This is a genomic window from Pseudomonas sp. MF6396 (assembly GCF_002018915.1).
Lineage (GTDB): Bacteria > Pseudomonadota > Gammaproteobacteria > Pseudomonadales > Pseudomonadaceae > Aquipseudomonas > Aquipseudomonas palmensis.
The window spans coordinates 120,025-137,691 of record NZ_MVOK01000004.1; the positions used below are offsets into that span (position 1 = coordinate 120,025).

The 17,667-nt window shown below is 64.4% G+C and carries 16 protein-coding genes and 1 riboswitch; of the genes, 6 read left to right on the forward strand and 10 right to left on the reverse strand.

The annotated features are described in order from the left end of the window. Positions 1 to 75: 75 nt before the first annotated feature. Positions 76 to 693, forward strand: a complete 618-nt coding sequence (gene trhA / locus MF6396_RS05390; protein ID WP_043862136.1) for a PAQR family membrane homeostasis protein TrhA — start codon at positions 76 to 78, stop codon at positions 691 to 693. A 68-nt stretch (positions 694 to 761) separates the two neighbouring features. On the opposite strand, the gene MF6396_RS05395 is transcribed toward trhA, so the two are convergent. Together MF6396_RS05395 and MF6396_RS05400 are read right to left on the reverse strand one after the other, a co-directional pair. Beyond that, entirely contained in the window at positions 762 to 1,481 is a 720-nt protein-coding gene (locus MF6396_RS05395) for a 16S rRNA (uracil(1498)-N(3))-methyltransferase (protein WP_078479847.1), read from the reverse strand. A gap of 107 nt (positions 1,482 to 1,588) precedes the next feature. Next, positions 1,589 to 2,995, reverse strand: coding sequence for an adenosylmethionine--8-amino-7-oxononanoate transaminase (locus tag MF6396_RS05400; protein WP_078479848.1), 1,407 nt, complete (start codon positions 2,993 to 2,995; stop codon positions 1,589 to 1,591). 190 nt (positions 2,996 to 3,185) lie between these two features. On the opposite strand from MF6396_RS05400, the gene MF6396_RS05405 reads away from it, so the two are divergent. The 3 genes from MF6396_RS05405 (at position 3,186) to MF6396_RS05415 (ending at position 6,363) form a co-directional block, all read left to right on the forward strand. Further along, the gene (locus tag MF6396_RS05405; RefSeq protein WP_078479849.1) at positions 3,186 to 4,964 is read left to right on the forward strand and encodes a flavin monoamine oxidase family protein; all 1,779 of its coding nucleotides are present in this window, start codon (positions 3,186 to 3,188) and stop codon (positions 4,962 to 4,964) included. A 236-nt stretch (positions 4,965 to 5,200) separates the two neighbouring features. Further along, on the forward strand, positions 5,201 to 5,752 hold the full coding sequence (locus MF6396_RS05410; protein ID WP_043863618.1) for a cytochrome b: 552 nt from the start codon (positions 5,201 to 5,203) through the stop codon (positions 5,750 to 5,752). A 32-nt stretch (positions 5,753 to 5,784) separates the two neighbouring features. Then, a complete protein-coding gene (locus MF6396_RS05415; RefSeq protein ID WP_043863617.1) occupies positions 5,785 to 6,363 on the forward strand; it encodes a YceI family protein in 579 nt (192 codons plus the stop codon). A gap of 65 nt (positions 6,364 to 6,428) precedes the next feature. Here the strand turns inward: MF6396_RS05415 and MF6396_RS05420 are convergent, their stop codons facing one another. The 5 genes from MF6396_RS05420 to ahcY all read right to left on the reverse strand — a co-directional run bounded on the left by MF6396_RS05420 (position 6,429) and on the right by ahcY (position 12,916). Beyond that, complete coding sequence (locus MF6396_RS05420; RefSeq protein ID WP_043863616.1) at positions 6,429 to 8,321, reverse strand: DEAD/DEAH box helicase; 1,893 nt, start codon at positions 8,319 to 8,321, stop codon at positions 6,429 to 6,431. A gap of 222 nt (positions 8,322 to 8,543) precedes the next feature. Beyond that, the gene (locus MF6396_RS05425) at positions 8,544 to 9,329 is read right to left on the reverse strand and encodes a substrate-binding periplasmic protein (RefSeq protein WP_043863615.1); all 786 of its coding nucleotides are present in this window, start codon (positions 9,327 to 9,329) and stop codon (positions 8,544 to 8,546) included. A 48-nt stretch (positions 9,330 to 9,377) separates the two neighbouring features. After that, the gene (locus MF6396_RS05430; protein WP_078479850.1) at positions 9,378 to 10,460 is read right to left on the reverse strand and encodes a hypothetical protein; all 1,083 of its coding nucleotides are present in this window, start codon (positions 10,458 to 10,460) and stop codon (positions 9,378 to 9,380) included. Positions 10,461 to 10,564: 104 nt separating this feature from the next. Further along, a complete protein-coding gene (gene metF / locus MF6396_RS05435) occupies positions 10,565 to 11,410 on the reverse strand; it encodes a methylenetetrahydrofolate reductase [NAD(P)H] (protein WP_043863614.1) in 846 nt (281 codons plus the stop codon). 96 nt (positions 11,411 to 11,506) lie between these two features. Further along, positions 11,507 to 12,916 carry an adenosylhomocysteinase gene (gene ahcY, locus MF6396_RS05440; RefSeq protein ID WP_054915763.1) on the reverse strand — a complete coding sequence of 470 codons (1,410 nt, stop codon included), beginning with the start codon at positions 12,914 to 12,916 and terminating at the stop codon, positions 11,507 to 11,509. Positions 12,917 to 12,937: 21 nt separating this feature from the next. Beyond that, a riboswitch (S-adenosyl-L-homocysteine riboswitch) is annotated at positions 12,938 to 13,043 on the reverse strand. A 183-nt stretch (positions 13,044 to 13,226) separates the two neighbouring features. Between ahcY and MF6396_RS05445 the strand changes: the two genes are divergently transcribed. Next, a complete protein-coding gene (locus MF6396_RS05445; RefSeq protein WP_043863612.1) occupies positions 13,227 to 13,625 on the forward strand; it encodes an acyl-CoA thioesterase in 399 nt (132 codons plus the stop codon). Positions 13,626 to 13,643: 18 nt separating this feature from the next. Here MF6396_RS05445 and MF6396_RS05450 read toward each other — a convergent pair whose 3' ends face one another. Then, on the reverse strand, positions 13,644 to 14,939 hold the full coding sequence (locus tag MF6396_RS05450; protein ID WP_235593722.1) for a cation:dicarboxylate symporter family transporter: 1,296 nt from the start codon (positions 14,937 to 14,939) through the stop codon (positions 13,644 to 13,646). Between the two features lie 45 nt (positions 14,940 to 14,984). Beyond that, on the reverse strand, positions 14,985 to 15,398 hold the full coding sequence (locus MF6396_RS05455) for a VOC family protein (protein WP_043863611.1): 414 nt from the start codon (positions 15,396 to 15,398) through the stop codon (positions 14,985 to 14,987). A gap of 92 nt (positions 15,399 to 15,490) precedes the next feature. On the opposite strand from MF6396_RS05455, the gene MF6396_RS05460 reads away from it, so the two are divergent. After that, entirely contained in the window at positions 15,491 to 16,372 is an 882-nt protein-coding gene (locus tag MF6396_RS05460; RefSeq protein WP_078479851.1) for a LysR family transcriptional regulator, read from the forward strand. On the opposite strand, the gene MF6396_RS05465 is transcribed toward MF6396_RS05460, so the two are convergent. Then, positions 16,356 to 17,591, reverse strand: a complete 1,236-nt coding sequence (locus MF6396_RS05465; RefSeq protein WP_043863609.1) for a cation:proton antiporter — start codon at positions 17,589 to 17,591, stop codon at positions 16,356 to 16,358. The genes MF6396_RS05460 and MF6396_RS05465 overlap by 17 nt on opposite strands. Positions 17,592 to 17,667 lie beyond the last annotated feature (76 nt).

Here is a 17,667-nt window from a genome sequence, read left to right on the forward strand (position 1 = left end):
CCAACCACGTAATGCACTTGATGCCGGGCTTGTGTAGGGTAGAGGAGCGAATCATTCTACGGAGGGCATCAATGCATGTACCACGGTGAACGTTTCAATGCCTGGACCCACCTGGTGGGCGCGGTTCTGGCCTGCATCGGCGCGATCTGGCTGCTGGTGGTGGCCGGGATGCAGGGCGACCCCTGGAAGATCGTCAGCCTGGCCATCTACGGCTTCACGCTGATGCTGCTGTACAGCACTTCGACCCTTTATCACAGCGTGCGCGGGCGGGCGAAGGTGATCATGCGCAAGCTCGATCACCTGTCGATCTACCTGCTGATTGCCGGCAGCTATACCCCGTTCTGCCTGGTGAGCCTGCGCGGTCCGTGGGGCTGGAGCCTGTTCGGGGTGGTGTGGGGGCTGGCGGTTATCGGCATGCTGCAGGAGATCAAGCCGCGCTCCGAGGCGCGCGTGCTGTCCATCGTGATCTACGCACTGATGGGCTGGATCGTGCTGGTGGCGGTCAAACCGCTGCTGGCCAGCCTGGGTACGGCGGGGTTCGCCTGGCTGGCGGCGGGGGGCGCGCTGTACACCATCGGCATCATCTTCTTTGCCTATGACAGCCGCTTCCGCCATTGGCATGGCATCTGGCACCTGTTCGTGATTGCCGGCAGCCTGCTGCACTTTATCGCGATATTTTTCTACGTGCTTTAGGGCCCCTTCGCCGGCAAGGCCGGCTCCTGCGTAGGAGCCGGCCTTGCCGGCGAACGCCGCGACGCGGTCTAGAAGTCGCCCCACAGCTGCTGCGCCACTGCCAGCGCCACCACTGGCGCCGTTTCGGTACGCAGCACCCGCGGGCCCAGGCGCGCGGCATGGAACCCTGCCGCCTTGGCCTGCTCCACTTCTACCTCCGACAAGCCGCCCTCCGGCCCGATCAGAAACGCCAGGCTCGCGGGCCTGGCATGGCTGGTCAAGGGTTCGGCCACCGGGTGCAGCACCAGTTTCAGCGCCTCGTCTCGCGCCTTGAGCCAGTCTGCCAACAGCACCGGTGAATGGATCGTCGGCACTGTCGAGCGCCCGCATTGTTCGCAGGCACTGATCGCCACCTGGCGCCAGTGGGCCAGGCGCTTGTCGGCACGTTCGTCCTTCAGACGCACCTCGCAGCGTTCGCTGACGATCGGGGTGATCACGCTGGCACCCAGTTCGGTGGCCTTCTGGATCGCCCAGTCCATGCGCTCGCCACGGGACAGGCCCTGGCCCAGGTGCACGTGCAGGGGGGATTCGGCCTGGCCGGGGGGGGCCTGGGCGAGCGTGACGCGCACGCTCTTCTTGCCGACCTCGAGCAGTTCGCCCAGGTATTCCTGGCCGCTGCCGTCGAACAGTTGCACCGCATCGCCCGGCGCCATGCGCAGCACGCGGCCGATGTAGTGGGCCTGGGCCTCGGGCAGGTCGTGCTCGCCCAGGCTCAGGGGGGCGTCGATGAAGAAGCGGGACAGTCTCATGGTTCTGCTCTGAATAAGATGGAGGCAGTTCGGGCGCCATCGCGGGTAAAGCCTGCTCCTGCAGGGTTACAGGTGATCCCTGTTGGAGCTGGGACCCGCGATGCTGTTTAGCCCGGATCGCGGAAATCAGGATGGAAATCGGCCGGCACCGCCACGCTCACGCTGCTGCGCGTGGCGATATCGATGCCCTCGCTGGCCACCTCGGCCAGGAAGTCGATCTGTTCGGGGGTGATCACGTACGGCGGCAGAAAGTACACCACGCTGCCCAGCGGGCGCAGCAGCGCACCACGGGTCAGGGCATGCTCGAACACCTTCAGGCCGCGCCGCTCCTGCCACGGGTAGGCGGTCTTGCTGACCTTGTCCTGCACCATCTCGATGGCCAGGGCCATGCCGGTCTGGCGCACTTCGGCCACATGCGGGTGGTCGACCAGGTGCGCGGTGGCCGTGGCCATGCGTGTGGCCAGGGCCTTGTTGGCCTCGATCACGTTGTCCTGCTCGAAGATGTCCAGGGTCGCCAGCGCCGCGGCACAGGCCAGCGGGTTGCCGGTATAGCTGTGCGAGTGCAGGAACGCGCGCAGGGTCGGGTAATCGTCGTAGAACGCGCTGTACACCTCGTCGGTGGTCAGGCACGCGGCCAGCGGCAGGTAGCCGCCGGTGAGGGCCTTGGACAGGCACAGGAAGTCGGGGCGGATGCCGGCCTGCTCGCAGGCGAACATCGTGCCGGTGCGCCCGAAGCCTACGGCGATCTCGTCGTGGATCAGGTGCACGCCGTAGCGGTCGCACGCCTCGCGCAGCAGCCTGAGGTACACCGGGTGGTACATGCGCATGCCGCCGGCGCCCTGGATCAGCGGTTCGACGATCACGGCGGCGATGCTCTGGTGGTGTTCGGCCAGGGTCTGTTCCATGGCGGCGAACATCGTGCGCGAATGGTCTTCCCAGCTCACGCCCTCGGGGCGCAGGTAGCAGTCGGGGCTGGGCACCTTGAGGGTGTCGAGCAGCAGTGCCTTGTAGGTCTCGGTGAACAGCGGAACGTCGCCCACCGACATCGCCGCGATGGTCTCGCCGTGGTAGCTGTTGCTCAGGGTGACGAAGCGCTTCTTGTCCGGCTGGCCCTTGTTGAGCCAGTAATGGAAGCTCATCTTCAGCGCCACTTCGATGCACGAGGAGCCATTGTCGGCGTAGAAGCAGCGGTTCAGGCCCTCGGGGGTGAGCTTGACCAGGCGCTCGGACAGCTCGATCACCGGCTGGTGGCTGAAGCCTGCGAGGATCACGTGTTCGAGCTGGTCGACCTGGTCCTTGATGCGCTGGTTGATCTTCGGGTTGGCGTGGCCGAACACGTTGACCCACCAGGAACTCACCGCGTCGAGGTAGCGCTTGCCTTCGAAGTCTTCGAGCCATACGCCTTCGCCACGCTTGATCGGGATCAGCGGCAGGTGCTCGTGGTCTTTCATCTGGGTGCAGGGATGCCACAGGACCTTGAGGTCACGTTCCATCCACTGTTGATTCAGGCCCATGGGCTCTCTCCTGGCGACGCGGGTTCGGGTAACCGCGCAAGCCTATGCAAAGCGCCGGGGCAGGACAACCCATAAGGCGCAAACGGTGCGGGCATTAGTGGCAGGCCCGGGCGGCCTGACGTATCCTTCACCGACGTTTTTCCCGGGGGGTTCACCCCGCATTTTCCGCCTTTGATCCGGAGTTCGCCGAATGTCTGCTGGTTGGCTGCGCGCCTGCGCGCTGGTAATGATAGGGCTGTTCAGCGCGGGCGCCCTCGCGGCTGCCAAGCAGCCGACGGCCATCGTGGTCGGTGGCGGCCTGGCAGGCCTCACCGCCGCCTACGAACTGCAAAACAAGGGCTGGCAGGTGACCCTGCTGGAAGCCAAGCCGGGCATGGGCGGGCGTTCGGGCCTGGCCACCAGCGAGTGGATCGGCAACAGCAAGGCCCAGCCGACCCTCAACCGCTACCTCGACACCTTCAAGCTGGCCACCCTGCCGGCGCCGGAGTTCGTGCGCGTACCGAGCTACCTGATCGATGGCGAGTACTTCAGCGCCGCAGACCTGGCCACCAAGCAGCCGGCCACCGCCGAGGCACTCAAGCGCTACGAGAAGACCCTCGACGACCTGGCGCGCTCGATCAGCGACCCTGAAAACCCGGCGGCCAACAGCACCCTGTTCGCCCTCGACCAGCTCAACGTTTCCGGCTGGCTGGACAAGCTGCAACTGCCACCGACCGCGCGCCAGTTGGTCAACCAGCAGATCCGTACCCGCTATGACGAGCCTTCGCGCCTGTCATTGCTGTATTTCGCGCAGCAGACCCGCGTGTACCGCGATGTGAGCGATCGCGACCTGCGCGCCGCCCGTCTGCCCGGCGGCAGCCCGGTGCTGGCGCAGGCTTTCGTCAAGCAACTGAAGACCATCAAGACCAGCGCACCGGTCAGCGCGATCATCCAGGACAAGGACGGCGTCACGGTCAAGGTCGGCGCGGTGGGCTACAGCGCCGACTACGTGGTGCTGGCGGTACCGTTGCGCGCCCTGGCCAAGATCCAGATGACCCCGGGCCTGGACAACCAGCACCTGGCGGCGCTCAAGGGCACCAACTACGGCTGGCGCGACCAGCTGCTGCTCAAGTTCAAGACCCCGGTCTGGGAAAGCCGTGCGCGCATGTCGGGCGAAATCTACAGCAACACCGGCCTGGGCATGCTGTGGATCGAACCGGCGCTCAAGGGTGGCGCCAACGTGGTGATCAACCTGTCCGGTGACAACGCGCGCCTGCTGCAGGCGTTCGGCGACAAGCAGATGGTCGACCAGGTGCTGATTCGCCTGCATGCGTTCTACCCGCAGGCGCGTGGCGCGTTCACCGGCTATGAAGTGCGTCGCTACAGCACCGATGCCGGCACGGGCGGTGCGTACCTCGCCTACGGGCCGGGGCAGATCAGCAAGTTCTGGCGCCTGTGGGAGCGTCCGGTGCAGCGCGTGGCGTTTGCCGGCGAACACACCGATGCGCTGTACCCCGGCACCCTGGAAGGCGCTCTGCGCAGCGGCCAGCGCGCGGCGGGCCAGGTGGTGGACATGTCCAATGGCAAGTCGTTCGACCCGGCCAAGCTGGCGCCGGTGGCGGCCGGGGCCGCAGCGGCAGCGGTGGCGGCCAAGGACAGCAAGCCTGGCTTCTTCTCGCGGTTGTTCGGTGGCGGTGACAAGCCGGTAGACAAAGCGCCGGCCAAGCCGGTTGATGCGGCGCCAGCTCCTGCGCTAGCCCCAGCCCCAGCCCCAGCCGCTGCACCTGCACCTGCGCCGGCGCCAACGCCCGCTGCGGCTGCGCCAGTAGCCAGGCAGGCGCCGGCAAAGCCTGCGCCTGCTGCCAAGAAGGCCCCGGCGAAAGCCGCGCCAGCCAAGAAGCCTGCGGCCAAGGCCCAGCCGGTCAAAAAGCCTGCGGCCAAGCCGGTGGCGAAGAAGCCGGCCACAGCGACCCAGGCCAAGGCGCAGTGATGCGTTGAACCCTTCGCCGGCAAGGCCGGCTCCTACAGGTGCAGCACAAGCCCGTAGGAGCCGGCCTTGCCGGCGAAGGGGCCACCTCAATTCCTTCCTGCCGAGTTAATGTTTCCTTAACCTGTTCGTCTCACACTAAAGATCATGTTTCTCGATCGTTCAAAGCAAAATTTTCCGCTTTAATTCGATAGATAACCGGTTAGTCTTGGGCACAGTTCTTACAGGGAAACACGGCAATGCAACTGCGCAATTCTCCTTCTCGCTATGGCGTGGTCAGTATCGTCCTGCACTGGGGCGTGGCCCTGGCGGTCTTCGGCCTGTTCGGCCTGGGGCTGTGGATGGTCGGCCTGGACTACTACAGTGCGTGGCGCAAAACGGCACCCGACCTGCACAAGAGTATCGGCCTGACCCTGCTGGCGATCATGCTCGGTCGCGTGCTGTGGCGCTTCATCAGCCCGCCACCACCGGCCCCGGCCAACCACGGCCCGCTTACCCGCTTCGCCGCCAAGGCCGGCCACGGCCTGCTGTACGTGGGCCTGTTCGGGGTGATGATCACCGGCTACCTGATCTCCACCGCCGACGGCGTGGGCATTCCGGTGTTCGGCCTGTTCGAGGTGCCGGCACTGGTCAGCGACCTGCCCAACCAGGCGGATGTCGCCGGGGAAATCCATTTCTACCTGGCCTGGGGGTTGGTGATCTTCGCCGGCCTGCATGGCCTGGCCGCCCTCAAGCACCACTTTATCGACCGTGACGCGACCCTCACCCGCATGCTGGGCCGCAAAGCTTGATGTTCAACCTCAACTCCAAAGGAATAGAAGTAATGTTGAAAAAGACTTTTGCCGCTCTGGCGCTCGGTACCGCCCTGTTCACCGCTGGCCAGGCCATGGCTGCCGACTACAAGATCGACAAGGAAGGCCAGCACGCCTTCATCGACTGGAAAGTCAGCCACCTGGGCTACAGCTTCATCCACGGCACCTTCAAGGACTGGGACGGTACCTTCAGCTGGGATTCCGCCAAGCCGCAGGACAGCAAGATCTCGGTAGACGTGAAGACCGCCAGCCTGTGGTCCAACCACGCCGAGCGTGACAAGCACATCGCCAGCAAGGACTTCCTGGACGTTTCGAAATTCGCCGACGCCAAGTTCGTCTCCACCGCCGTCAAGCCCACTGGCGACAAGACTGCCGACGTGACCGGCGACCTGACCTTCCACGGCGTGACCAAGCCAGTGACCTTCAAGGCCACCTTCAACGGTGAAGGCAAGGACCCATGGGGCGGCGAGCGCGCCGGTTTCAACGCCACCACCACCCTGGACCTGAAAGACTTCGGCATCAAGCTGCCTGGCGACGTGGCACAGACCGCCCAGCTGGACATCTCGCTGGAAGGCGTCAAGCAGAAGTAATTGCCTGGCCTGTAAACAAGAACGCCGCCCCTAGGGGCGGCGTTTTTGTGTGCGCAGTGGCGGGATCAGCGGTTGCGCGTCAGCAGCGCAGGCTTCTCGCCACGTGGGCGGCTTGGCAGCTGCTCGAGCTGTTCGGCGGTCGGGAACCGGTCGATCTTGGATTCCTTGTGCACGATCTTGGGCTGCGACTGGCCGTCACGCGGGTTGCGCACTGCCGGTTCCTGCGACGACTGATCGTCACGGGCCGGGCGGCGGTTGCGGTTGTTGCTGCCGTCGCGGCGCGCCTGGCCATCGCGACCACCGCCACCGCTGCGTGCACCACCGCGCTTCTCGCCATTGCTGCCGGCGCCACCGCTACGTGCACCACCACCGGTGTTGCTGCGTGGCTGGCCACCGCGGGGTGCGCCGGTGCCGGTACCGGCGGCTGCCGGTGCGCCCGGGCGACGGTTGCGGCCCTGGCCGCCCTTGTTCTGGTACGGGCTGACGTAGTCGGCACGGTTGCCGAAGTTGTCCACTTCGTCGTCCAGGAAGGCTTCAGGGTCACGGTCGGCCGGGATTTTCGGAACTACTGCTGCCTGACCCGAGGGTGCCTGGCGGGTTTTGCTGTTGTCACGGGGCTTGCGCTCTTGGCGCCCGCCGGCGGCCTTCTCAGTGGCTCTGTCGCCTGCGGGCTTATCCTTTTCCTGGCCTTTGTCCTTGCCCTTGTCCTTGCGCCCGCCGGCATTGCTGCCGTCGGCACGCTGGCCACGGCCACCGCGCGGGTTCATCTGCGGACGTTCACGGGCTTCGGGTTTTTCGGCTTCGACCGTCGAGGCATCGAAGCCCATCAGGTCGCCGTCCTGGATTTTCTGGCGGGTGACGCGCTCGATGCTCTTGAGCAGCTTCTCTTCGTCCGGCGCCACCAGCGAGATGGCCTCGCCGGAACGGCCAGCACGGCCGGTACGGCCGATACGGTGCACGTAGTCTTCCTCGACGTTGGGCAGCTCGAAGTTGACCACGTGGGGCAACTGGTCGATGTCCAGGCCGCGGGCGGCGATGTCGGTGGCGACCATGATGCGCACGGTGCCGGCCTTGAAGTCGGCCAGGGCCTTGGTGCGCGCGTTCTGGCTCTTGTTGCCGTGAATCGCCGCGGCAGTCAGGCCGTGCTTCTCGAGGTACTCGGCCAGACGGTTGGCGCCGTGCTTGGTACGTGTGAAGACCAGCACCTGCTCCCAGGCACCCTGGGTAATCAGGTGGGCCAGCAGGGCACGCTTGTGGCTGGCGGGCAGGCGGTACACACGCTGCTCGATACGCTCGACCGTGGTGTTGGGCGGCGTGACCTCGATGCGCTCGGGGTTGTGCAGCAGCTTGTCGGCCAGGTTGGTGATGTCTTTTGAGAAGGTCGCCGAGAACAGCAGGTTCTGGCGCTTGGCAGGCAAGCGTGCGAGGACCTTCTTCACGTCATGGATGAAGCCCATGTCGAGCATGCGGTCGGCTTCGTCGAGCACCAGGATCTCAACGTGGCTCAGGTCGACGCTGCCCTGGCCGGCGAGGTCCAGCAGACGGCCGGGGCAGGCCACCAGCACGTCGACGCCGCGGGACATGGCCTGCACCTGCGGGTTCATGCCGACACCGCCGAAGATGCAGGCGCTGACGAACTTGAGGTCGCGGGCGTAGATCTTGAAGCTGTCGTGGACCTGGGCGGCGAGTTCGCGGGTGGGGGTCAGCACCAGTACCCGCGGCTGGCGTGGGCCATGGCGCTGGGACTTGTCGGGGTGGCCACCTGGAAACAGGCGTTCGAGAATCGGCAGTGCAAAGCCACCGGTTTTACCAGTACCTGTCTGCGCCGCAACCATCAGGTCGCGACCTTGCAACACGGCGGGAATGGCCCGCTGTTGCACCGGCGTAGGCTGGGTATAGCCCGCTGCCTCGATAGCGCGGACTAGAGCCTCGGAGAGACCGAGGGAAGCAAAGGACATGAGTAATCCTGTTCTAGTGGGGGCTAAGCCCTATGGGAAGTTCGTGCCTGGCGCGACGGGCATCAGGTGATGCTATCGCGTCCGGTCCTGCTGGGCCTTCAATGCGCATCCGGGGGGCGGCGGGCGGGCTCTGGGCGCGCTGTCCTGCCGATCGGGATGCCTTTTGCAAGGCCGAGCGTCCGGGCGTAAGCCTGGCGGGGTTGGCGGAGTATAACAGAGCAATCAGTGCGTGCTGCGTTCCTGCTGCTCAACGGTTTGCGGAATATTCACCTCGGCGCCTGCGTAGCGTGCGTTCAGCTCGGCATAGGCCGGCTCCTGCTTGAAGCGGCGCAGCTCGGCGGCGAAGCGTTGCGCCAGCAGGTCCATGCCGGCATTGCGGCGTACTGCCAGGAACTGGGGCTGGCGGTCGATCACCAGCCCCAGTTCGCTGACCTGTTGCTCCAGGCCCAGGCTCTTGATCACATGCCGGCCAACCCGGCGATCGGTGACCAGCAGGTCGATGCGCCCCAGTTGCAGCTTGCCCAGGTTGGCTTCCAGGGTAGGTGCCGGCTCGCGCTTGAAGTCGGGTGAATCGGCAAACGCCGGGCCGTAGGTATAGCCGGGCGCGGTGCCCACGGTCAGCCCCTTGAGGTCTTCCAGGTGCCTGATGGCGTGGGGCCGGGCGTTGGCCTGGAACAGCACGAACTCCACGTGCGACAGCGGTTCGCTGGGGTAGAACAGCTGGGCGTCGCGCTGCTCGGTCTTGAAGATGTCGAGCACGCCATCGGCCAGCCCCTGTTCGACCATCGCCAGGCAGCGCTTCCATGGCAGGAACTGCCATTGCACCTCGATGCCCAGGCGCTTGAACACCTCGGCGGTGACCTCGTAGTCGATGCCCTTGGCCTCTCCGTTTTCCTGGTACACATAGGGCGGCCAGGGGTCGGTGACGATGCGCAGCCTCTCGCCATGAGCCAGGGTACTCAGGCAGGCGAGAAACAGGGCGGCGAACAGTCGGTAAAGATCGGGCATGGCTGGAGAGTACGATGGCTGCTCGAGAATGGCCAGCGCGCCCAGGCTTCAGCCCTCGCGGCGCTGCTCCAGGTGAGCTTTCACGATCGGCAGCTGACGACCCAGGGCCAGGCGCATGCCTGGATGCCTGAACCACTGCCCGAGCTGGTTGGCGCAGGCGGGCTTGCCCTGGCGCCTCTCGACGTTCTCCAGGGCTTTTTCCCACCAGGCCTGGGCGCAGGCGCGATCGAATTCGTTGGCATAGGGATGACAGCCGTAGGCCAGTTCACGCATGAACTGACGTTGCCTTGCCGGCAGCAACAGCCCCAGCAGCTTGCAGTGCAGGCGTTGCAGCAGCGGCGGGCGTGGCAGCTGTGTGTTGACCTGGGCGATATCGGCCATGGCCTGTGTCGAGAGCGGGTCGCTACCGTGCTTGTTCAGCCAGGCCTGGATCTTGGCTCGGAACAGTTGCTTGCGGCTCCAGTAGTGGTGGATCAGGTCGGGGCATTCCTGCACGTTCAAGGTGTCATGGGCGGCGACCGCCAGGCAGAACTCTTCGAGGGTATAGGCGCGCGGGGCCAGCGGATAGAACTCGTCCATCAAGGCAATGGATTGGTCGAGCAGGCCCGCGTCCTGCCGATACAGGCCGATGACGCCCGAATTGAGCAATGGCATGCCGTCTTCGGCCAGGCCGCGTGCCTGCAGTGGGCCTGCAAGGTTTTGGTACAGTGCGCATTGCTGATTTACGCCGTATTTGCCGCCGACCGCATTGCACAGCAGCGTGCCGGGCTGCATGCGCCGGAACAGCTCGATGGGTGATTGATGGAAAAACGTGTCGGTGTCGATCAGCAGGGCGTTTTCGTGGTCCTGCAGCACCTGGCGCAGCAGCACGTGCTTGGTGCGAAAGTGATAACCGTGCGGCTCGCTCCATGCCTTGCGGGTGTCGGCATCGAGTGCATGCACCGTTACCGGCAAGTGGCGATAGGGGTGCGGGTCGTCGCTGAACACCTGGATATCGAGGGGTTCCCCCGGCGTCTTGTGCAGGTTGGCCAAGGCGCTGGAGATGCTGAACTGCGCTTCCTGATGGTAAGTCTGGGCACCGAAGACAAGATAGATCAGTTGGGGACGTGCGGAAGGGGAAGCGAGGGGCATAGAAACGCGAAGATCCGTATCTGTAAGGGAAAATGGAAAGGGCCTTAGCGTACGCTAAAGCCCTTACCGTTTTCGCAACTATTTATTACCGTGTTTGACAGTAATCAGCGTGGCAGCTTGAGGTTGTTCCACACTGCCAGGCTGGGTTCGGCCTGGTTCAGGGTATAGAAGTGCAGCCCCGGTGCGCCGCCTTGCAGCAGTTTTTCGCACATTTCGGTGATGACCTGTTCGCCGAAGGCCTGGATGCTTTGCACATCGTCGCCATAGGCTTCCAGCTGCTTGCGGACCCAGCGCGGGATCTCGGCGCCGCACGCATCGGAGAAGCGCGCCAGCTTGCTGTAGTTGGTGATCGGCATGATGCCGGGTACCACCGGGATGTCCACGCCCAGCTTCTGCACGCGCTCGACGAAGTGGAAGTAGCAGTCGGCGTTGAAGAAGTACTGGGTGATGGCGCTGTCGGCGCCGGCCTTGGCCTTGCGCACGAAATTGATCAGGTCGTCTTCGAAGTGACGGGCCTGTGGGTGCATTTCCGGGTAGGCGGCCACTTCGATGTGAAAGTGATCACCGCTTTCCTGGCGAATGAATTCGACCAGCTCGTTGGCGTAGCGCAGCTCGCCACTGGCCATGCCCATGCCCGACGGCAGGTCGCCGCGCAGGGCCACGATACGCTTGATGCCGGCGGCCTTGTACTGGGCCAGCAGGCTGCGCAGGTCGTCCTTGCTGTCGCCCACGCACGACAGGTGCGGCGCGGCCGGTACCTTCACTTCGCTTTCCAGCTGCAGCACGGTGTTGAGCGTGCGGTCGCGGGTCGAGCCACCGGCACCATAGGTGCAGGAGAAGAAGTCCGGGTTGTAGCTGGCCAGGGTGCGAGCCGTGGCGAGCAGTTTTTCATGTCCAGCGTCGGTCTTGGTCGGGAAGAACTCGAAGCTGTAACGGCGTTCCTGAGACATGGCGAAATCCTGGTAAACCGATCGTGCTGGCCAGCCGTGAGGCTGGCCACAGAAAAAAGCCGGTGACGCTGTGGCAGCGTCACCGGCTTTGGCCCATCAGTAGCGGTAGGCGTCTGGTTTGAACGGGCCTTCAACAGTCACGCCGATGTAGTCGGCCTGCTGTTTGGTCAGTTGGGTTACCACGCCGCCGAAACCGCGGACCATTTCCAGGGCCACTTCTTCGTCGAGTTTTTTCGGCAGTACTTCAACGGTCAGGCGCTCGGCTTTCTGGGCCGGCGACAGGTCGGCGTACTTCTGGCCGAACAGGAAGATCTGTGCCAGTACCTGGTTGGCGAACGAACCGTCCATGATGCGGCTCGGGTGGCCAGTGGCGTTGCCCAGGTTCACCAGGCGGCCTTCGGCCAGCAGGATCAGGTAGTCGTCGTTCTGCGCGTCGAAATCGCCAGGGCCGGTACGGTGGATCTTGTGAACCTGTGGCTTGACCTCTTCCCATGCCCAGTTCTTGCGCATGAAGGCGGTGTCGATTTCGTTGTCGAAGTGACCGATGTTGCATACCACGGCGCGCTTTTTCAGGGCCTTGAGCATGTTGGCATCGCACACGTTGACGTTACCGGTGGTGGTCACGATCAGGTCGATCTTGCCCAGCAGGGCCTTGTCGACGCTGGCTTCGGTGCCGTTGTTGATACCGTCGATGAACGGCGAAACCAGCTCGAAGCCGTCCATGCAGGCTTGCATGGCGCAGATCGGGTCGACTTCCGAGACCTTGACGATCATGCCTTCCTGACGCAGCGACTGGGCCGAACCCTTGCCCACGTCACCGTAGCCGATCACCAGCGCCTGCTTGCCCGACAGCAGGTGGTCGGTGCCGCGCTTGATGGCGTCGTTGAGGCTGTGACGGCAGCCGTATTTGTTGTCGTTCTTGCTCTTGGTGACCGAGTCGTTGACGTTGATCGCCGGGATCTTCAGCTCGCCCTTGGCCAGCATGTCGAGCAGACGGTGCACACCGGTGGTGGTCTCTTCGGTCACGCCGTGAACGCGGTCCAGTACCTGCGGGTACTTCTTGTGCAGCAGCTCGGTGAGGTCGCCGCCGTCGTCGAGGATCATGTTGGCATCCCATGGCGCGCCATCCTTGAGGATGGTCTGCTCCAGGCACCACTCGTATTCCTGCTCGGTCTCGCCCTTCCAGGCGAATACCGGGATGCCGGCGGCGGCAATGGAGGCAGCGGCCTGATCCTGGGTGGAGAAAATGTTGCACGACGACCAGCGCACTTCGGCGCCCAGCGCGACCAGGGTTTCGATCAGCACGGCGGTCTGGATGGTCATGTGGATGCAGCCGAGGATTTTTGCACCCTTGAGCGGCTGTTCAGCGGCGTACTTGCGGCGCAGACCCATCAGGGCCGGCATTTCGGACTCGGCGATGATGGTTTCGCGGCGGCCCCATGCAGCCAGGGACATGTCGGCGACTTTGTAGTCGGTAAAATCTGCAGGCGTGTTTACAGCGCTCATCAAGAGCCTCCATTCGTAGTGTGCGAATGGGCGCCGTTGTGCGTTTAGTGCCCGTGCGGGGAACCCCGTGCAGGCAACGCCCCATCCGAGCCTGACAGGAGAACCTGCTGCAGCGCCCCTCGGACAGGTGGCGGGAACGGCATCGAGTGGTGATGACCGTCTGTGAAGCGTTGGCGATTATAGCTGCGCCCGCGCATCGGCCCAAGGCTTTCTGTCAATTAATCGAGACGATAGTCGATGTTCAATGGAGGCCGCCGGCAGGCTCTGCCATCATTGTCGGCATCGATTGGCAAGACGGTCAGGAGTACGCATGAACTTTCACACCCGCAAATGGGTAAAACCCGAAGACCTCAACCCCAACGGCACCCTGTTCGGTGGCAGCCTGCTGCGCTGGATCGACGAAGAGGCGGCGATCTACGCGATCGTGCAACTGGGCAACCAGCGTGTGGTGACCAAGTACATCTCGGAGATCAACTTCGTCAGCGCTTCGCGCCAGGGCGACATCATCGAGCTGGGCATCACCGCCACCGAATTCGGCCGCACCTCCATCACCCTCAAATGCGAAGTGCGCAACAAGATCACCCGCAAGAGCATCCTCACCGTCGACAAGATGGTCTTCGTCAACCTGGGTGAGGACGGCTTGCCGGCACCCCATGGGCGTACCGAGATCAAGTTCATCAAGGATCAGTTCGATACCTCGGTGGAATGACGGCGGTAGCTGCACAGTTCAAGCTTCAAGCTTCAAGTCAGGGGCAGCGGGGCTGGCGGGGGCGGTTTGGCCAGGTGCCTTGAGCTGGCCCTCCCAGCGTGCGATCACCAGTGGCGCCAGCGCGTTACCCAGCACGTTGAGTGCAGTGACCGGCATGTCCATCAGCCGATACACCCCGGCGATGATCGCCACGCCCTCGACCGGCAGCCCTGCCGCGGTCAGCGTGGCGGTGAGGATGATGAACATGAAGCCCGGCACCCCCGCCGCACCCTTGGAGGTCAGCACCATGATCAGCACCAGCATCGCCTGGTCAGCCAGGCCCAGGTCGATGCCATAGGCCTGGGCGATGAACAGCGTGCCAAGCGCTGCGAACAGCGACGCACCATCGAGGTTGAATGAATACCCCAACGGAATGACCATGCTGGTGATCGGGCGTGGCGCGCCGTAGCGCTCCATCTTCTCGATCAGTTGCGGCATCACCGTGGCCGAGGCGGCGCTGCTGTAGGCCAGCAGCAACTCGCTGCGTATCTCGCGCAACAGGTGGAAGAACCGCACCCCCGCCAGCCTGGCCACCGCCCCCAGCACGCACAGCGCAAACAGCAGCACCGCCACGTAGGTAATGCCGATCAGCTTGGCCAGTGGCAGCAGTGCGCTCAGGCCGAAGCTGGCAACGGTGACGCCGATCAGCCCGAAGATGCCGATGGGTGAGTAGTGCATCACCAGGTGGGTGACCTTGAACATGGTGTCCGATACGCCCTGCATCACGCTGATCAACGGTGCCTTCTGCTGCTGGGGCAGCATCGACAGGGCGCAGCCGAACAGGATGGCGAAGAACAGCACTGACAGCAGCTTGCCCTCTGCCATGGCCAGCACGATGTTGTCCGGCACGATGGCCACCAGGGTGCGCCCCAGGTTCTGCGTTTCGGTGCTGGATGCCAGCGTGGTGACCGGTGCCTGCAGCGTGCTGCTGAAGTCCGCGCCGGCGCCGGGCTGGAACACGTTGCCGACCACCAGCCCGAACAGGATCGCGATGCTGGTGATGGTGAAGAAGTACACGAACGTCTTCATCCCGACCCGGCCCAGGGCGCGCGTGCTGCCGGCGCCGGCGATGCCGACGGTCATGCAGGCGAACACCAGCGGTACCACGATCATCTTCATCAGCTTGATGAACAGGTCGCCGGCCGGCTGCAGCAGGTTGTCGATGAACCAGGCCTTGTGCTCGGGGAACTGGTTGAGAAGGATGCCGACGATCACGCCGGCGACCAGGCCGATCATGATGCGCGTGACCAGGCTGGAAGGTGTGCGAATGCCCATGGGGTGCCCCTTGTTGTTGTGGTTGTGGGGAGTGCGAAGGGTGCGTTACTGCGCGAACAGGCCGGCGAAATCCTTGAAGCCCTTGACCTCGATCGGATTGCCGCTGGGGTCGAGGAAGAACATCGTGCGTTGTTCGCCCGGCTCGCCCACAAAGCGCACCACCGGCGGGATCTCGAATGCCAGGCCACGCCGGGTGAGGCGCACGGCCAGGGTCATCCACTCGTCCAGTGGCAGTACCACGCCGATATGCGGCATCAGTACCTTGTGCTCGCCAACCTGCCCGGTACGGGTGGTGGCGAACGGCGTGCCCAGGTGCAACGAGAGCTGGTTGCCGAAGAAGTCGAAGTCGACCCAGGTCGCGGTGCTGCGCCCTTCGGTGCAGCCCAGAACATCTCGATAAAAAATACGCGCCTGTTCCAGGTCGCAAACGTGGTATGCAGCGTGAAAGGGTCTGTTCATGGCGTATCCCCCGTGTGGTTGAGCGTTGAGGGTAAGTAGGCCGTGTGACGGGGTAAAACGGCTTTGCCTTGCTCTGAGCGAAAGAAAAACTTATGGATGTGCGCTTTCTGAAAAGCCTGGTGGCAGTGGTGGAAACCGGCTCGATTGCCGCGGCCGCGCGTCGCGAGAACCGCACGGCAGCGGCGATCAGCCAGCGCGTGCAGGCGCTGGAACGCACACTGGGCTGCACCTTGCTGCTGCGTACTGCGCATGCCATCCGCCCCTCGGACCAGTGCCTGCTGCTGTTGCCCAGAATCCAGGCGATCATCGAGCAGGCGCGTGAACTGCAGCACGACCTGAGCCAGGACGGATTGACGGGGGACGTCAGGGTGGGCGCGGTGTCGACGGCGTTGACCGGGGTATTGCCGGGGCTTATCGAGCGTCTGGCGCGATCGGCGCCGGGGCTCAAACTGCAGATCACCCCGGGTGATTCGCGCAGCCTGTACGAGAAGGTGCTCGGCGGCGAACTGGATGCCGCGATTCTGGTGCGCCCGCCCTTCACGCTGCCCAAGGCACTGGCGCTGCAGGTGCTAAAGGTCGAGCCGCTGATTCTGATCGCGCCGGCTGCACAGGCCGCGCTGACCCCCGATACGTTGCTGCGCGAGCACCCGTTCATTCGCTATGACGCACAGTCGTGGGGCGGGCAGATCGCCCAGCGCTACCTGGATGAGCAACTGATCACGCCGCAGTTGCTGTGCGAGCTGGATGCGCTGGAAACCATCGTGATGCTGGTGGCCCAGGGCATGGGGGTATCGTTGGTGCCGCAATGGGCCGGCATGCCCCATGAGGGCATCTGTGCCTGGACGCTGGGCGATGACCCGCGCCACGCGCGGGCACTGGTGGTGCTGCACGGCTCGACGCCGCGCCGGCCAGTGGCGATGCGGCATCTGCTGGGGCTGCTGGGCAGCCCCTCGCCGGTCAAGGCTGCTCGGTAACCCCGCGCACCACGCGACCGATGCTCAGGCCCTGCAGCAGGATCGACGACAGCACCACGATGTAGGTGATGCTCAGCAGCAGGTCACGTTCGGGACCCGATGGCAGCGACAGCGCCAGGGCCACGGACACACCGCCGCGCAGGCCGCCCCAGGTGAGCACGCGGATGGTGCCGCGCGGCACCGTTCTCCAGCGGCGCAGCATGACGATCGCCGGTGCCACGGTCAGCAGGCGCGACAGCAGGATCGCCACTGCCAGCACCCCGGCCGCAGCCAGGTGCATCCACGAGAACGGCAGCAGCAACAGCTCCAGGCCGATCAGCGCGAACAGCAGCGCGTTGAGCATGTCGTCGATCAGTTCCCAGAAGCCGTCCATGTAGCGCCGGGTCATGTCGTTCATAGCCAGGTTGCGACCCAGGTTGCCGATGATCAGGCCCGCTACCACCATCGCGATGGGCGCCGAGACGTGCAGTTCGTAGGCTGCGGCCGAGCCGCCGATCACCAGCGCCAGGGTCAGCATGACTTCCACCTGGTACTGCTCGATGCTCTTGATCATGCGGTAGGTGACGTAGCCGATCACCGCGCCGAACAGCGCGCCGCCGATGGCCTCGCGGGCGAACAGGATCGCGGTGTCGCTCACGCTCGGGGTCTCGCCCAGTTGTGCGATGCCCAGCAGCACGGTGAACACCACGACCGCGGTGCCGTCGTTGAACAGCGACTCGCCGACGATGGTGGTCTTCAGCGGCTTGGACGCATTGGCGGTACGCAGGGCGCCGAGCACCGCGATCGGGTCGGTGGGCGAGATCAGTGCGCCGAACAGCAGGCAGTACAGCAGGTTCACGTGCCAGCCGAACAGGGCGAAGATCCAGTGCGCCAGGTAGCCGATCACCACGGTGGCGATCAGCACGCCGACGGTGGCCAGGAGGCCGATCGGCCAGCGGTAGTCGCGCAGGTCGGCCAGGTTCACGTGCAGCGCCCCGGCGAACAGCAGGAACGCCAGCATCCAGTGCATCAGCAGGTCGTTGAAGTCGATCTGGCTCATCAGGCCCTGCACCCGTTCTTCCAGGCCCGGGTAGCCGATGACGCTCAGGCCCTGGAGTATCAGGGAAAACAGCAGTGCAGTGACCATCACGCCAATGGTCGGCGGCAGGCCGATAAAGCGGTAGTTCACATAGGTGAGGAGGGTGGTGAGGCAAATAAACGCGGCAACTAGCTCAAGCATCCTAGGTCCTGTAATGGCTTCCAAGTCAGTGCCCGAATGGCTCGGGCAGGGCTTGGATGCGCCGGCGCGAGGTTCA

Bases quoted from the DNA above. Each gene is read 5' to 3' on its own strand.
- trhA (WP_043862136.1), top strand. From the start codon at position 76: ATGTACCACGGTGAACGTTTCAATGCCTGGACCCACCTGGTGGGCGCG.
- MF6396_RS05395 (WP_078479847.1), bottom strand. From the start codon at position 1,481: ATGAGACTGTCCCGCTTCTTCATCGACGCCCCCCTGAGCCTGGGCGAG.
- MF6396_RS05400 (WP_078479848.1), bottom strand. From the start codon at position 2,995: ATGGGCCTGAATCAACAGTGGATGGAACGTGACCTCAAGGTCCTGTGG.
- MF6396_RS05405 (WP_078479849.1), top strand. From the start codon at position 3,186: ATGTCTGCTGGTTGGCTGCGCGCCTGCGCGCTGGTAATGATAGGGCTG.
- MF6396_RS05410 (WP_043863618.1), top strand. From the start codon at position 5,201: ATGCAACTGCGCAATTCTCCTTCTCGCTATGGCGTGGTCAGTATCGTC.
- MF6396_RS05415 (WP_043863617.1), top strand. From the start codon at position 5,785: ATGTTGAAAAAGACTTTTGCCGCTCTGGCGCTCGGTACCGCCCTGTTC.
- MF6396_RS05420 (WP_043863616.1), bottom strand. From the start codon at position 8,321: ATGTCCTTTGCTTCCCTCGGTCTCTCCGAGGCTCTAGTCCGCGCTATC.
- MF6396_RS05425 (WP_043863615.1), bottom strand. From the start codon at position 9,329: ATGCCCGATCTTTACCGACTGTTCGCCGCCCTGTTTCTCGCCTGCCTG.
- MF6396_RS05430 (WP_078479850.1), bottom strand. From the start codon at position 10,460: ATGCCCCTCGCTTCCCCTTCCGCACGTCCCCAACTGATCTATCTTGTC.
- metF (WP_043863614.1), bottom strand. From the start codon at position 11,410: ATGTCTCAGGAACGCCGTTACAGCTTCGAGTTCTTCCCGACCAAGACC.
- ahcY (WP_054915763.1), bottom strand. From the start codon at position 12,916: ATGAGCGCTGTAAACACGCCTGCAGATTTTACCGACTACAAAGTCGCC.
- MF6396_RS05445 (WP_043863612.1), top strand. From the start codon at position 13,227: ATGAACTTTCACACCCGCAAATGGGTAAAACCCGAAGACCTCAACCCC.
- MF6396_RS05450 (WP_235593722.1), bottom strand. From the start codon at position 14,939: ATGGGCATTCGCACACCTTCCAGCCTGGTCACGCGCATCATGATCGGC.
- MF6396_RS05455 (WP_043863611.1), bottom strand. From the start codon at position 15,398: ATGAACAGACCCTTTCACGCTGCATACCACGTTTGCGACCTGGAACAG.
- MF6396_RS05460 (WP_078479851.1), top strand. From the start codon at position 15,491: ATGGATGTGCGCTTTCTGAAAAGCCTGGTGGCAGTGGTGGAAACCGGC.
- MF6396_RS05465 (WP_043863609.1), bottom strand. From the start codon at position 17,591: ATGCTTGAGCTAGTTGCCGCGTTTATTTGCCTCACCACCCTCCTCACC.